11 protein-coding genes are annotated in these 14898 nt (G+C 56.4%); 9 read left to right on the top strand and 2 right to left on the bottom strand.

Features of this window, described 5'->3' with window-relative positions; translation table 11 throughout:
* Positions 1-68 precede the first annotated feature (68 nt).
* The gene (locus tag A3850_RS09015; RefSeq protein WP_157501009.1) at positions 69-1049 is read right to left on the bottom strand and encodes a phosphatase PAP2 family protein; all 981 of its coding nucleotides are present in this window, start codon (positions 1047-1049) and stop codon (positions 69-71) included.
* A gap of 45 nt (positions 1050-1094) precedes the next feature.
* Between A3850_RS09015 and A3850_RS09020 the strand changes: the two genes are divergently transcribed.
* From A3850_RS09020 to A3850_RS09035, 4 genes are all read left to right on the top strand, one after another.
* The gene (locus A3850_RS09020; RefSeq protein ID WP_068215782.1) at positions 1095-2534 is read left to right on the top strand and encodes a glycosyltransferase family 39 protein; all 1440 of its coding nucleotides are present in this window, start codon (positions 1095-1097) and stop codon (positions 2532-2534) included.
* A gap of 90 nt (positions 2535-2624) precedes the next feature.
* The gene (locus A3850_RS09025; RefSeq protein ID WP_068219609.1) at positions 2625-3707 is read left to right on the top strand and encodes a mannose-1-phosphate guanylyltransferase; all 1083 of its coding nucleotides are present in this window, start codon (positions 2625-2627) and stop codon (positions 3705-3707) included.
* Between the two features lie 248 nt (positions 3708-3955).
* Entirely contained in the window at positions 3956-5359 is a 1404-nt protein-coding gene (gene nhaD / locus A3850_RS09030; RefSeq protein WP_068215784.1) for a sodium:proton antiporter NhaD, read from the top strand.
* Between the two features lie 2 nt (positions 5360-5361).
* Positions 5362-5730, top strand: a complete 369-nt coding sequence (locus A3850_RS09035; RefSeq protein ID WP_068215786.1) for a hypothetical protein — start codon at positions 5362-5364, stop codon at positions 5728-5730.
* Between the two features lie 93 nt (positions 5731-5823).
* Here A3850_RS09035 and A3850_RS09040 read toward each other — a convergent pair whose 3' ends face one another.
* Positions 5824-7080 carry an S-adenosylmethionine:tRNA ribosyltransferase-isomerase gene (locus tag A3850_RS09040; RefSeq protein WP_068215788.1) on the bottom strand — a complete coding sequence of 419 codons (1257 nt, stop codon included), beginning with the start codon at positions 7078-7080 and terminating at the stop codon, positions 5824-5826.
* Between the two features lie 165 nt (positions 7081-7245).
* On the opposite strand from A3850_RS09040, the gene A3850_RS09045 reads away from it, so the two are divergent.
* The 5 genes from A3850_RS09045 to A3850_RS09065 all read left to right on the top strand — a co-directional run bounded on the left by A3850_RS09045 (position 7246) and on the right by A3850_RS09065 (position 14467).
* On the top strand, positions 7246-9336 hold the full coding sequence (locus A3850_RS09045) for a T9SS type A sorting domain-containing protein (RefSeq protein ID WP_082921718.1): 2091 nt from the start codon (positions 7246-7248) through the stop codon (positions 9334-9336).
* Between the two features lie 196 nt (positions 9337-9532).
* A complete protein-coding gene (gene sppA / locus A3850_RS09050) occupies positions 9533-11320 on the top strand; it encodes a signal peptide peptidase SppA (protein WP_068215792.1) in 1788 nt (595 codons plus the stop codon).
* Positions 11321-11419: 99 nt separating this feature from the next.
* Positions 11420-11851 carry a DUF4293 domain-containing protein gene (locus A3850_RS09055; RefSeq protein ID WP_068215795.1) on the top strand — a complete coding sequence of 144 codons (432 nt, stop codon included), beginning with the start codon at positions 11420-11422 and terminating at the stop codon, positions 11849-11851.
* Between the two features lie 181 nt (positions 11852-12032).
* On the top strand, positions 12033-12443 hold the full coding sequence (mscL, locus tag A3850_RS09060; RefSeq protein WP_068219611.1) for a large-conductance mechanosensitive channel protein MscL: 411 nt from the start codon (positions 12033-12035) through the stop codon (positions 12441-12443).
* 191 nt (positions 12444-12634) lie between these two features.
* Positions 12635-14467 (top strand): ABC transporter ATP-binding protein, encoded by a 1833-nt coding sequence (locus A3850_RS09065; protein ID WP_068215797.1) that lies wholly within the window; start codon positions 12635-12637, stop codon positions 14465-14467.
* Positions 14468-14898: the final 431 nt, after the last annotated feature.

The raw sequence follows: 14898 nt of genomic DNA on the forward strand, positions 1-14898 counted from the left end.
GAGAGGGGCCGGGGGGAGAGGGACACAAAGCGACGGGTTACAACAAAATATATAGACTAGTCTTCCTCCTAAAACGTCAGCGTCATCCCCCCTACGCCGGTGCCATTGTGGTAGGAGCCACCGAGGCTCAGCCGCGTCCGGTGCTTCATCTGCCAGCGCTTGTGCAGGTGGGGCGTCATAATGCCGAAAAAAGCGCCCACGCCCATGCCCACGACCGTATCGGTGGGGAAGTGCTTCAGGGCGCGGACCCGTTGCACTGCTACGAAAGCAGGAGGTAGGCTCGCCAGTGTAAAGGCCAGGGCGCGCTGTTTTCCACTCCACTGCGGGTTGTAATCGGAGAGGACTTTCGTGAAGAAAAAGGTCCCCACGGCCGTTGTACTCACGTGGCCACTGAAGAAACTATTGCGGCTGTTGCCGGTCGCGCGCAGGCCGTCGTCGACGTCTTCGTAGTAGGCCACCGGGCGCGTCCGGTCGATAAATAAGGGCCCCATCGGCGAGGCGGCGTACGTCAGGCTACTCAGGGCGTGGGTTTCAATGTACAGGGCGGTGATGTCCACCCAGTCCTTCCGGAATTTCTTATCAATGAATAAGGTCAACGGTAGCAGCACGGAGGTATTAAAAAAGATATCGCTGGAAGCCTCGGCGTCCTCCCGTTGCTCGGCGCTGGCGGGGAAGGCCCAACGGTCAATACCCGGTACGTCGTCGCGGTCCAGTTCACTCAAATCAATTTTATCCTTGCTTCGCAGCTGGTCGATCAGGGTAGTGGATACGATCATCCCCCCGAGGCCGAGGCCGCCTTCCAACCATGGTTTGACGGCGTATACCTTCTCCGTTTTTGGGTCGTAATTGCGGATGTCCGGCCGTTCCTCTGGCGTCATTTGGGCGCTGACGCAGGTGCTGAGGAAGAGGATAAGGAAGAGCGTGAAGTAATGTTGGGTCATGACGGGTAAATGGTTGCTCGTTGGAACGTAGGTTTCCGGGCGGTGTTTGCTGGTGCGTTCGGAAATGGAGTGGACCATCGCCGGGGCAACATTCAGTAAGCAGTGCACGTGAATTGGCTACCTTCGTAGTCGCCTGGTGGCCGACCCGTAGCTATGCCCGATAACCCTAAACGCCTATTCTTTCTCCTTCCTGCTCTGTTGGCCATCCTCCTTGTAGGGTCTGAGATCGTCGAGCGGAGTATGTACACTGACGGGGTGGCCTACGCGGGTATTTCCAAAAACCTGGCTAACGGCATCGGTACCTTTTGGAACCCGAAATTGAGTGAGGTCCATAATTATGATTTTCACTCCCATCCTCCGTTGATGTTCGGCCTCCAATCACTCGTCTTTCGGGTTTTTGGAGACGGGCTGGTCTCGGAACGGATTTACACTTTGTTGGTCTTTTTGCTCTCCGCCTGGTTGATGATCGTACTATGGCGAGAAGCCCTGCGCGACCGGCCCGGCCTGGCCAAAATTTGGTTTCTTCCACTCACCATTTGGCTGGCTAACGAGGTTGTTTACCATTTCTACGCGGCCAATATCCTGGAGCCAACGATGACAGCCTTTACGCTGGGGGCGGTATACCTAGGGTTGCTAAGTTTACGGGAGAATACCCCACCAAGGTTGACCTACACGCTGGCTTTTGCGGCTGGCCTGCTGGTGTTTTTAGCCACGCTGACGAAAGGAGTAGTGGGCCTGTTCCCCCTCGCCTTTTACGGAATCCACTGGCTGATCTACCGCCGGCAGTCACTGGCCCAAGCCCTCTTCTGTACGCTGCTGATGGTTTTTGCCGTAGTTGGGCTGTACGTGGTCCTGTTCCAATTCGCGGCGCCGGCAGAGGCGCTGAGGGATTACTTCTCCACGCAGGTGTTGTCCAGCCTTAACTCGGAATACGCGCACATGGCTCACCACCGCGCGGACCGTACGTACATCATCCGTAAGGGGCTGGCCATCATTTTACCGGCAGTGGTGATTTCAGCCCTGCTCTTTTATGCCGGACGGCGAAAGGGGGCCACCTGGCGAGTGGATAGCCCTTCCACCAAAGCCGCCTTTCTATTCCTGACGCTCGCCCTGGCTGCATTTCTTCCGTTGGCGATTAGTCCGAAACAATCCTTTTACTACCTGCTCCCGTCGATGGCCTACTTCGCCCTGGGCTTTTCCCTTTTCATCGCACCCGCGGCAGCGCATCTGTATGAATTGAAGCTGAGCCGGAAGTGGCAATTGGCGCTCGTGATCGGCACTGCCTTGCTCGCGGTGGCTGCTACCATAAACACCACCCGCCACTGGGGCGCGGTAAACAGTCGGGACCGCGTGGTACTCAACGATATCGACGAAATGAATGCCGTGGTGCCCGCAGGGGCTACCATTGGCGCAGTGGGCGATGCGCGGGACATGGTCAGTTACTTCGCGCGGATCAGTAACGTTTCGCTGGACACTACGCAGTCCACCGCAAAAGATTACGCGTACTTTATCGTACCGATGGATTCCGTAAATACTACCGGAACGCGGGTGCCTTTACGGACGGAGAAGTACGAATTGTGGCGCAGGCAGTAGCTTGCGCGCTGTCACGCGGATGAAGTTCTGTTGTTAGCCTCAACCTTTGTGTACGGTAGCTTTTTTGACCAACGAAAACCCAATGAACCAATGAACGAACACACCTACGTAGCCATCATGGCCGGAGGCGTTGGCTCCCGCTTCTGGCCCGCCAGCCGGGAAGTCCGCCCCAAGCAATTTTTGGACATTACCGGCGATGGCCGCAGCCTGCTCCGCATTACCTTCGAACGCTTTCTGAAGGTGACAACGGCTGATAAGATCTTCATCGTGACCAACGCTAAGTACCAGGCCCAGGTCCTCGAACACCTACCTGAGCTGACGGACAACCAAATCTTGTGTGAGCCCAGCCGGAACAACACTGCGCCGTGCGTAGCCTATACTGCGTTTAAACTGCGGGCCATCGATCCAGATGCTAACATCGTGATTGCACCGAGCGATGCCCTTATTCTCAATGAGATGCTGTTCGCGGACAACATCAATAAAGCCCTGGCCTTTACGGCCGAAAAGGACGTCCTCGTTACCCTGGGGATTGCGCCCGACCGCCCTCACACCGGCTACGGTTACATCCAATTTCTCGGGGAAGAAGGGGATGATGGGATTTACCCCGTTCGCCGCTTCACCGAGAAGCCTGATCTGACCACGGCCAAGTCATTTCTCACGAGTGGGGATTACCTCTGGAACGCCGGCATCTTCGTCTGGCGCGCCGCCACGGTACTGAACGCCTACGAACAATTCGCCCCCGAGATCTACGCCCTCCTTAGCCAGGGGACGAGCTGCTACAATACTGCCGATGAACAGGCCTTTATTGACGAGTTCTACCCGCAAACGCCCAGCATTTCCGTGGATTATGCCATCATGGAGAACGCCACCAATATCTACACCATTCCCGCCCAGTTTGGGTGGTCAGATTTGGGAGCTTGGGGCGCGCTGTATCACGAAAGCCCCAAGGATGACGATGGGAATGTGATCCAGGCCAGCCGGTCGGTAACCGAAGACCTCCACAACTGCTACGTGCGCGGCCCGGAAGGGAAGCTGATCGTAGTGGGTGGAGTGGATGACCTGTTGGTTATCGACGAAGGTGACGTGCTCCTGGTTTATCCGCGTAATCGGGAGCAGGAGATCAAAGCGCTCCGTACCCGCGCCGAACAGGAATTTGGGGAAGACTACGTTTGATCGTTGTTGAGCTATTCCTGACACCTATTGGCCAAAAAATAATTTTGTCTGATCGGGGGGCGGCATTTTGTGAACACCACGCGGTTGTTCACCTTAGGTAGTGGAAGCATCCGTTTGGTTCTCTCCTGTGGATTTTGCAGTTTTGCGTCTAGCCTGCGAACCCTTTGGTTTGCCGGCCCCTTGTTTTTTACTCAGCTTTCGTCATCTAAGCAAACGCGTTCGTCGTTTCCGCTTTCCACCCAGCTACTATGTTATCAGCGGTCATTGCCTGTTTTGTAATCGGTTACCTCGTGATCGTCTTCGAGCACCCGCTTAAGCTGGACAAGACCGTCCCCGCCCTCCTCATGGGTGCCATCTGCTGGGCACTAATCAGTCTGGGTTTCCACAGTGGCAGTCTCAACGTCGTGGATGGCCACGAGCACCTCTACGAAGGGGCCAATATGTTGCTGGACCACAGCAGCGAAGCCTACCACGAAGCCGAAGAAGGCTTCATGGCCAACCTGCTCCACCATTTAGGAAAAACGGCCGAGATCCTCATCTTCCTGATTGGGGCGATGACCATCGTCGAAATTGTAGATCTCCACCGCGGTTTCGACATTCTCAAGGGTTACATCAACACGCGTTCCAAGAGTAAACTGCTGTGGATCGTCGGCATTCTGGGCTTCATCCTTTCCGCCATTATTGATAACCTGACGGCCACGATCGTGCTCGTCACCCTCCTGCGGAAACTGGTTCCGGACCGTGAACTACGGATTTGGTACGTGGCCATGATCGTCATCGCGGCTAATGCCGGCGGGGCCTGGTCACCAATTGGTGACGTAACGACCACTATGCTCTGGATTGGTGGCCGCGTGGAGGTAGCCGGCCTGATGGAGTACCTGATTATTCCTTCCCTGGTCTGTTTCGCGCTGCCCTTCATCATCGCTACGACCGTCCTGAAGCCCTTTAAAGGGCAGATCATGACCCCGGAGTTGGAGTCCGACGAAGGCGTCCCCGAACCCGAAGAACGGTTGCTCTCCAGTAAAACGATGCTTTTCCTTGGCTTGGGGATGATCGTCTTCGTACCCGTCTTCAAAGTACTCACCCACCTCCCTCCCTACCTGGGGATGATGCTCAGTTTGGGTGTCGTCTGGTTAGTATCGGAATACATCCACCCAGAAGAGAATTTCACCGAGGAGCGTAAGAAAGCCTATTCCGCCCACCGCGCCTTGAGCCGAATTGAGATGTCCTCCATCCTCTTTTTCCTCGGCATCCTAATGGCCGTCGGCGCGCTCGAAACGATTGCGGTTGGTGACGTTGGTGCCCTCCGCGCCGTCGCTGAGGTACTTCAGGACGCCATCCCCAACCAGAACTGGGTGGTCTTCATCCTCGGCTTCCTATCCGCAATCATTGATAACGTACCGCTGGTGGCCGCCTCCATGGGTATGTACAGTTTGGATGTGTACCCGACTGACGATACCCTGTGGCACTTCATCGCCTACTCCGCCGGTACGGGTGGTTCCATGCTCATCATCGGTTCCGCCGCGGGCGTGGCCGCCATGGGAATGGAGAAGATCGATTTCATCTGGTACCTGAAGAAGATCGCCTGGTTGGCCTTCATCGGTTTTGCCGCCGGCGCCGCCGTATTCATCGCCATTGAAACGTTGTTCTAGCAGTGCTGAGACCCGCCTTCACCCTGATATTACTTTGCTGCTTCCTCGTTACCTGCTCCACGGAGCCCTCACCCCTGATTGGGTCGTGGGAAGCCGTTGAGGTACTGGAGAACGGTGATACCCTGGCGCTCAACCCCGCCGAGATCGGTTTCACCTTTCACCCCGACCAACGCTACGACTACCGTTCCACCCTTAAGTACCGGGAGGCCGGCACCTGGAGACACGAAAACGGCCACCTCTACGCGCAGGACACTACGGGCCAGAGTAATGAACCCTACGTAGTCGCAGTCGACCTCATTCGTGCAGACAGTCTGCGCCTACGCATGCGCGCTGAGACTGGTGAACGGTTAGTCTTACTGATTCGGGAGTAGGCACTGGGAACCCAGTCGGGAAGCTTGTTAGAGACGATTAAAGAAGTTCCCGACTACTTGCTTTATCAACTTGGTATCGATTGTCCTGAATTCCTACTTGTTCCACAGGAGGCAACTGTCTCCGTAACTCAAGAAGCGGAAGTCCTGCTCCAACGCTACTTGGTAAAGCTTCCGCCAGTCCTCCCCCACGATGGCGGCGATGATTAAGAGCAGCGTAGACTTCGGCTGGTGAAAGTTGGTCATCAATGCGCTGACGGTACGGACGCCGGAGACGGGAGAGAGCAGCACTTCGGTTTGTCCACCAATTACCGTGAGTGCTTCTCGTTCCATCAATCCTCGCAGGGCGGTGAACGTATCAAGCACGGCCGCCGTGCGAGTGAACTCATCCTCAAAGGCCCACTGGTCCACTGTAAAGTCACGGCTGCCATCTTCTCTGGTTCCCTGCAGACTTTCCGCCCCGAGGCAGTGCAGGCTCTCCAGGCAGCGGAGGGTGGTCGTCCCGACGGCTACGACGGGCTTCCCGGATTCGTAATTGGCGATCAATCGATCGAGTAGTTCCAGGGTGACGGAAAAGGTCTCCCGGTGCATATCGTGCCCGCCGAGGGTAGGGGTAGATACCGGGCGGAACGTCCCCGCACCCACGTGGAGGAGTACTTCGCCCCAGCCAATACCCCGCTCTTTCATGTCTGCCATCACCGCCGGGGTGAAGTGGAGGCCGGCCGTAGGGGCGGCTACGGAGCCTTCCGTGCGGGCGAATACGGTTTGGTACCGTTCCTCGTCGGCCGCTTCGGTCTCCCGGCCGAGGTAGGGGGGGAGGGGTAGGGTGCCGGCGGCCTCCAGGATTTCTCCAAAAGTGTAGTTCGCGTCCTTAGTGGAAGACCAGGAAAAGGCTACCGTAAAGGTCCCTTCCTGGCGCTCGATCCTTTCCGCCATTAGCTGGGCCGATCCTTGGTTGAGGGGGACGTCCAGCGTTAGCGCGCCCCTTTTCCAGCGGCGGTTGCCACCGATCAGGCATTTCCATTGCACCTGCGTCCGCGCCCCTAAATTCTGAGCGTGATCGACGGGGACAAGTGGGTCCAAACAGAAGATCTCGATGGGCCGCTTGCCCTCCGCTAACGGAAAGAACAGCCGGGCGTGGATGACGCGGGTATTGTTGCCCACGACGAGGGAACCGGGCGGCAATTGCCGGGGAAAATCAGCCACCGTTGCGATTTTGTGCGTGCCGTAGGTACCGTGCCAGATCAATTGCTTGGCGGCGTCCCGCCGGGCGACGGGATGGCGGGCAATCCGCTCGTCGGGCAGGTCGTAATCGAAGGTGTCGATGGAGATGTCGCGGGCGGTGGTGAGCATTGGCGGGAAGGCGATTTGGGACGGGCGAAGATAAGTCGGGGGGCGACAGGGCGACCGTGAAATTCCGTGTACCTACGAACATTGAGGCGCCGTCTCCCGCTCCATTAGCAACTTTTCGGCCCACGAGTGCGGGCCAGTTTGAGCTAACCTACCAAGCAAAACCAAATGACTAGACTTTACCTACTTCTTACGTTTACCCTTGTCACCACCTTTCTTGCCGCCCAGTGCTACAGCCCCATGCAACTGCGTGAACGGCTGGAAGACAGTGACGTCCTCGCCATTGGCCAGGTGGTGGAATCCGAGCCGTTCTTCAACAATTACGGCGAGATCTACACCAAACATACCCTGGCGGTGGACCGCATCAGCGTGGACCGTGAAGAACCCCGGGAGGTGATTGATACCCTCTTTTTCTTCACCATGGGCGGCCGGATCAACGAAGAGCAACTGATCGTTTATCCTAGCCTGCGCGGTATCGGCGACGCCGAAGGCCTCTTCATGTTACGCCGCTACGTCGGTGACCGGGTAGATGGCAGCGAAATGCTCCAGCCCGTAGCCGTCCACGAAAGCCTGTTGCCCTACGACCGCCGGATCGGCATGTTCCTGGACGGAACCGACACAATCGGAGGAATGGATGACTTGGTGCAAGTGCTCGGCCTGGACGTCCCGATGACGCAGGTATCCAAACGATCTTTTCGGGCCCAGACGGCCACTGAGAAAATGATGAACCCCAGCATTACCGGTATCTCGCCGCGCAACGTAAGCGCCGGTATTGGCGACGTGATTACGCTGACGGGTACCAATTTCGGAGCCACCCGTGGCGCCGTGTTTTTTGACAGCCCCGACGATGGCCCCGGCGGCTCCTTCACCGGCGCGGGTTCGGATGACATCATTTCCTGGTCCAATACCAGCATCCGCGTACGGGTGGTGTCCGAAGCGGGTAGCGGCCAAGTGATTGTGCGGACGGCAGCGGGCGCTCAATCCGGCGCCAGCCCCACCATCGACGTGGATTTTGCGGTGACCAACCTCAGGATATCCAACGGCAGCGTCGTGACGCCCCTGCTGATTGATGATATGGCCGACGGCGACGGTGGCTACACTTTCGCGGTCAACAACTCTACGGCCAACGGCGGCCGCTCCCTCGAAGACGACGGCCCCGCCCGTGCCGCCCTCGAACGGGCCATCCGGACGTGGCAGGTAGCCGGCGACTTCAGTGTTTACCTGGAAGGCACTACTTCCGTTCAACTTCCTGCCCGCGAGGACGGTGTCAACATCGTCTCCTACGGAAGTGATGCCTATGATTTTGACCGCGAACTGGGGTCCGGAACGGTGGGCATCGCCTTTAGCTATTACAGCGCCTGCGGTTCCAGCGAATTCGAGACCATCGGCGCCGACGTGCTGTTCCGCCGCCCCGGCAACCCCAACGGGTTCGGTGGCAGCGTCAACTACAATTTCGGCCCCGGCCAGGGTTTCGGTACGGACTTTGAAAGCGTGGCTCTCCACGAATTTGGCCACGTCCACCAGCTCAAGCACGTAGCGGACCCCGCGGAAGTGATGTCCTTCCGCACCACCAACGGCACCACGCAGCGCGAGATCAGCCCCGACACGCGTGCCGGTGCCCAGTTCGTTGCCGATCTTGCCCTGCAGTATAACCCGCCCGTCATTAATTGTGGCGGCGACTTCCCGGAGGAACGTGATTACGTGAGTTTCTCCGCCGTAAACGGAAACAGTTTACCCTTGACGTGGAATTATTTCGGCGCTGACGCAGGTGCCAAGAACGTATCCCTAACGTGGGGCACCTCCGACGAGGTGAACGCCGATTACCACCTGGTGGAACGCTCCGCTGACGGGACCAATTTTCAACCAATTGGGGAAGTAACTCCTACGGGAAGTGCCACCGAATCCGCTGATTACCTGTTCTACGACGAAGAGCCGCTCCCCGGTGATAACTACTACCGCATTACTCAGGTGGACGTTGACGGTAGTGCCCACCGGAGCCCCGTTCGCCAGATCTCGTTCGGGGGTGAGCAGCTGTCCATTAGTGTTTATCCTAACCCGGTAGTTTCTCAGCTCAACGTGCGGAATGCCGCTACTACCGATGGTGGTCGACTACGGATCTACAACGCCGCGGGCCGCGAGGTGCGCAGCATAGCCACAGTAGAGAGCCAAGCCGTGCATTCCATCGACGTAGCGGACCTTGCCGCCGGTCAGTACGTGCTGCGGGATGCTGCCGGTCAGACAATCCGATTCGTGCGGTAATTTGGATAAGGACATTTGGCTAACCACAAGGCGCCCCCATCCTGGTCTTCCGGGATAGGGGCGCTTTTTGCGTAGGGACATAGGCTTCAGAACGGCAAATGCCCTCTTTTGCTCCATAAAAAGAGACCGTTCATCGAAAACGGGGTGTCATTCACCCTGGCCTGGTGTTTCTTTGCGTCAGCATTAAATTAAGATTATGCCCAATTTCATTAAAATCCTCTTCGGCTCCTGCCTCGGTACCCTTCTCGCGCTCGGCGTCCTGTTTTTCCTGTTCTTCTCCGTGATCGCCGGCCTGGCCAATGCGGACAAGGAGGAGCCCGAAATTAAAGCCAATTCCCTGCTGGAACTGGACCTGACTACCGTCCCCGAACTAACGGGTAACCAACCCATGGATCAATTTTCCTTTGAGTTGGACAGCGACGGCGCACTGGGCCTGCACGACATCGTCCGGGCCATCGAGAAAGCGGAGAAGGATGATGACATCAAAGGCATCTACCTGAACAGTATGACCCAGGCGGGCGGCTTCACTAAGCTCCGGGCAATTCGGGAAGCACTAGCGAGCTTCCGCGCGGCGGGCAAGTTCGTCGTCAGCTACGCCCCCGCTTACGAGCAAAATGCTTACTACCTGGCCAGCGCCGGTGACGAAGTATACGTTGGCCCACTCGGCGTGGTGGATTTCCGCGGCCTTGGCGCCGAGATCCCCTTCTATAAAAATATGCTCGACAAGATCGGTGTTCGCTTCGAGGTATTCTACGCCGGCAACTTCAAGAGCGCCACGGAGCCCTACCGCCTGACGGAGATCAGCGACTCCAACCGCCTCCAGACCCGCGAATACCTGACTGGCCTCTGGAATATGATGAGCGAAGACATCGCCGCAACTCGCAATCTCGAACCCGCCACCGTACGTGGGTTCGCGAACCAGCTAACCGGCTGGCGTGGCGAGGAAGCCGTTGAGGCAGGTCTGATTGATGGCGTCTTCCGACGCAATGAGGTGGACGCCCGCCTCCGCGAACGCTTGGGCCTCCAAAAGCACGAGAAGATCGAGAGGGTGTCAATCGACGACTACTTCGACGCCCGTTTGAAGAAGCTGAAGGGCAAGGACGATGAGGTCGCCGTCCTCTTCGCCGAAGGCACCATCATTGACGGTAAAGCCGAGCCCGGTGGTATCGGAGATAAGAACTACGTCAAGGTCATCGACAAACTCGCTGAGGATGATGACGTGAAAGCAGTCGTTCTCCGCGTCAACAGTGGCGGTGGTAGTGCGAGCAGCTCCGAAAACATCTGGTACGCCTTCGAAAAGCTTAAGGATACGGGCAAGCCGCTCGTCGTTAGCATGGGCAGCGTGGCCGCAAGTGGTGGTTACTACATCGCTGCCGGGGCGGATTCAATTTTCGCCGAACCCTCCACCATTACTGGTTCCATTGGGGTATTTACCATGTTCCCCATGGTGGACGAGTTGATGAACGACAAGTTGGGCATCAACTTCGATACCGTTAATACCGCTCAGTATTCCAACGCCTTCAGCCCCTTCCGTCCATTACAGGAGGGCGCCAAGGAGGTGTTGACGGACCGCACAAAAATGATCTACGAGACCTTCTTGGACCGCGTTGCCGAAGGCCGTCCGGGAATGAACAAAGAGCAGGTGCGCCGCGCTGCTGGTGGCCGGGTCTACACGGGCGTACGTGCGCTGGAGATCGGCCTGGTCGATCGGCTGGGTGATCTGGACGATGCCATTGCCTCCGCCGCCACTCTGGCTGGCCTAGATCAGGACGATATCTCCGTGGGCCAGTACCCGAAAGTAAAGTCGCCCATCGAACAACTTATTGAAACCTACCTTGGGGAGGACGCGTTGCCGCCTTCCGTTGGTGCTTCCGTCGTACGCAAGCAGTTGGGCGAGCAAAACTACCAGCACTTTGAGTTGTTGCGGGATATGAGCCAGATGAATAAGGCTCAGTGCCGTTTGCCGGTGGTGATCAACTTCTAGTCTAACGCGCTACAACTTCCAGTATTGAAACACTAAGCAGGTGGTTCCTCCGCGGAGGGCCACCTGCTTATCTTTGCGGCCAAACCAAAATTTACTGCCATGCTCCAACGTATTCAGTCCGTATTTCTCTTTCTCGGCGCGGGTTCCGTCTTTGGCCTTTTCGCGGCAGACGCAGCGGATACGGCAGCTCCCGTACCGGAAAGCACTCTCTTTGCCGATGCGCAGTTTACGCTTTTTGATGACCCGGTCCTGCTGGGCGTATTCGGTTTAGCTGGTCTTTTATTACTGGTGACGATCTTTCTTTTTAACAACCGGAAGCTGCAAATGAACCTGACTTTGGCGGGTATCGTATTGGTCCTCATTGGCGCTGCCTACGGTGCCTTCCGGTTCTTTTCCGACGTTGCTGCTGGTAACGCTACGCCGGATTTTGGCCTCGTTTTACCCCTGTTAGCCATCGTTTTTGCCTGGCTGGCTCGCACAAACATCAATAAGGACGAGAAACTGGTGCGCAGCGCGGATCGGCTTCGCTAACCATTTTACGTGCTGGCTAGGAGCATCTGGCGCTGCCGCGGGTGCCGGGTGAATAGGGTAGGGGAGGCGCGGCCAGCGTAAGACTACATTTTGTTATTTGGCGGGTGTAGTATTAGTTTTATACGGAACTTTTAACCGTAGTAAAGGGGCTGCTCTCAACCCACTACACAAAACTGATACCATGTTACAGGAATTCAAGGCCTTCATTATGAAGGGCAACGTGCTCGAGTTAGCCGTGGCCGTCATCATCGCCGGAGCCTTCGGCGCCATCGTTACCTCCATGACGGCGGACATCATTATGCCCATCGTAGGCCTCGTAGTTGGCGGTGTTGACTTTACAGAACTGGCCATCCAGCTTTCTCCGGACGTCGTTGCGGCGGACGGCACCGTCACCGAAGGCGCAGCCATTCGCTACGGTATCTTCATTCAGCGGGTGATTGACTTCCTGATCGTAGCCTTTATTGTGTTCATGATCGTCCGCAGCTACAATAAGATGACGGCACCCAAGGTGGTGGAGCCCGCTCCGGACCCCGGCCCCACTGAGAAGGACATTCTGATTGAGATTCGGGACCAATTGGCGAAGCGTCCCTAATCGCTTTGCTGGATAAATTCCGGTAATTCAAGTTTACGCTTTTAGAATGGGCGGTAGACCATGGTTTCGGCCGGTCTTCCGCCCATTTTCATTTTGCATCGCACCTGCGGCAGCGCCCAAATTTGCTTTTGCACGCTTGCCTACCCCGCGCGATGAGCAACCTTTCCGGCGGCTGATCGCTTTACGAGTGCATGGCGAAGCAACGAAAGGGGAAGGACCAGCAGGAAGCACCTACCTGGCGCGAACAGGCGGCGGCGCTCAAAAACATTCCCCCTTTTCTCAAACTGATCTGGGCGGCGGATGCGCGGCTTACGCTGGCTAACATTTTGCTGAGGATACTGCAGGCGGCGTTGCCCACTGCTATTCTCTACGTGGGAAAGCTGATCATCGATGAAGTGATCCTGCTACTGGATGGTGGTGGCGACCTCGACTTCCTGTGGCAGATGGTGGCCGTGGAATTCGCCCTGGCGCTGGCTTCGGACCTGCTTTCCCGCGCCATTACCTTGGTTGACAGCCTGCTGACCGATCTGATCAGCAACCGGACCAGCGTCGACATCATGCGCCATGCGGCGACGTTGGACCTCTACCAGTTTGAAGACGCGGAGTTCTACGACAAAATGGAGCGCGCCCGCCGCCAAACTTCGGGGCGGAGCACGCTGATGAGCCAACTCCTGGCGCAGTTCCAAAGCCTGATCGCCATTGTCGTGCTCGGTGCTTCCGTCATTCCTTTTAACCCCTGGCTCATTCTGCTACTTATCGTGGCGGTGATTCCAAGCTTCATCCAGGAGAACTACTTCAACCAACGCAAGTACAGCCTGACGCGTAGCTGGACGCCCGAACGCCGGGAACTGGACTACCTGCGCTACCTGGGTGCTAGCGACATCACGGCCAAGGAGGTAAAGATCTTTGGTTTGGCGGACTTCATCACCAATCGCTTCGACGAGCTTTCGATGAAGTATTACTACGCCAACCGCAAACTGGCCGTCAATCGGGCGGGGTGGGGGGCCTTCTTCAGCGGTATCAGTTCCATCACTTACTACGGGGCCTACGTCCTGATCATTCTCCAGGCGGTGAACGGGCAGATCAGCGTGGGTACGTTGACGTTCCTCGCGGGCGCCTTCCGCCGGATGCAGCAGGGTTTACGGACGATCCTTTCACGAGTGGCTACCATTGGAGAAAATGCACTTTACCTCCAGGACCTGTTCGATTTCTTTCGGATCGTGCCTTCCATTAAGGATTTGGAGGGGGCTACATCCTTTCCAGCAACCATCCTTGAGGGCTGGCAATTTGAAAACGTCAGCTTCCGCTATCCGGGGGCGGAGCGGTATGCAATCAAGAATTTGTCGTTCGTTTTGCCTGTTGGCACAAAGCTCGCCCTGGTGGGTGAAAATGGAGCGGGTAAGACTACGCTAGTGAAACTGCTGGCCCGACTGTACGAACCCACTGAAGGCCGCATTCTACTTGACGGTAGAGACCTGAGAGAGTATAAATTGGAAGAGCTACGCGAGCACGTCGGGGTGATTTTTCAGGACTTTTTTCGGTACCAACTAACCGCTCGGGAGAACATTGCCGTAGGCCGAATTCAGGAATTGGAAAACCAGGAAGCGATCGAGGAAAGCGCCGAGAAATCGCTGGCCGCTGAGGTGGTGGCCAGCTTGCCGGAGCACTATGACCAGCTGCTTGGCCGCCGTTTCGCCGGAGCTATGGATCTGAGCGGCGGGCAGTGGCAAAAAGTAGCGTTAAGCCGAGCCTATATCCGCGATGCCAGCCTGCTGATCCTCGATGAACCGACTAGTGCTCTGGACGCCAGGGCGGAGTTTGAAGTGTTCGAACGCTTTACCGAACTCATCAAAGGGAAAAGCGCCGTCATCATCAGCCACCGCTTCAGTACAGTACGAATGGCCGATAAAATTTTATTCCTGGAGAACGGCGGTTTGTTGGAGGAGGGTACCCACGAGGAGCTGACTGGCCGGGGTGGGCGCTACGCCGAACTCTTTGAGTTACAGGCGAAAGGGTACCAATAGCAGGGCGTTAAAAGAAATTTTAACTTATGTGGATTTTTAATATATGGTACCAAACGATGTTTGGCCGCCGCTAAAAACGTACAGATTATTGTGAGAATTGTGCGCTTATCGGGTGACTAAAGTAAGTGGACCCCGTCTCCAGAAAGAAGCAACTGTACAAAAGTCAACGGCAACAATTGGTTATCTAGCCCACGACCTGTAAGGGTAGCATATTATTGTTACCTTCGTACGGAATTTTTTAGAACAGGTAATCTCTGAAACACGGCACGGGCATTTGGTTCAACTCATAAGCCCAACTTAGTCAGATTAATTTCACGGTTTTTCTACGATTACACTGCGAATGCCGGGCTTGTCCGGATGTATTGAGACACATGAACAACATCGACTTTAACAACAACGACTTTCCACATCGTCTACACAACTCTTCTAGT

The organism is Lewinella sp. 4G2 (genome assembly GCF_001625015.1).
Taxonomy (GTDB): domain Bacteria; phylum Bacteroidota; class Bacteroidia; order Chitinophagales; family Saprospiraceae; genus Neolewinella.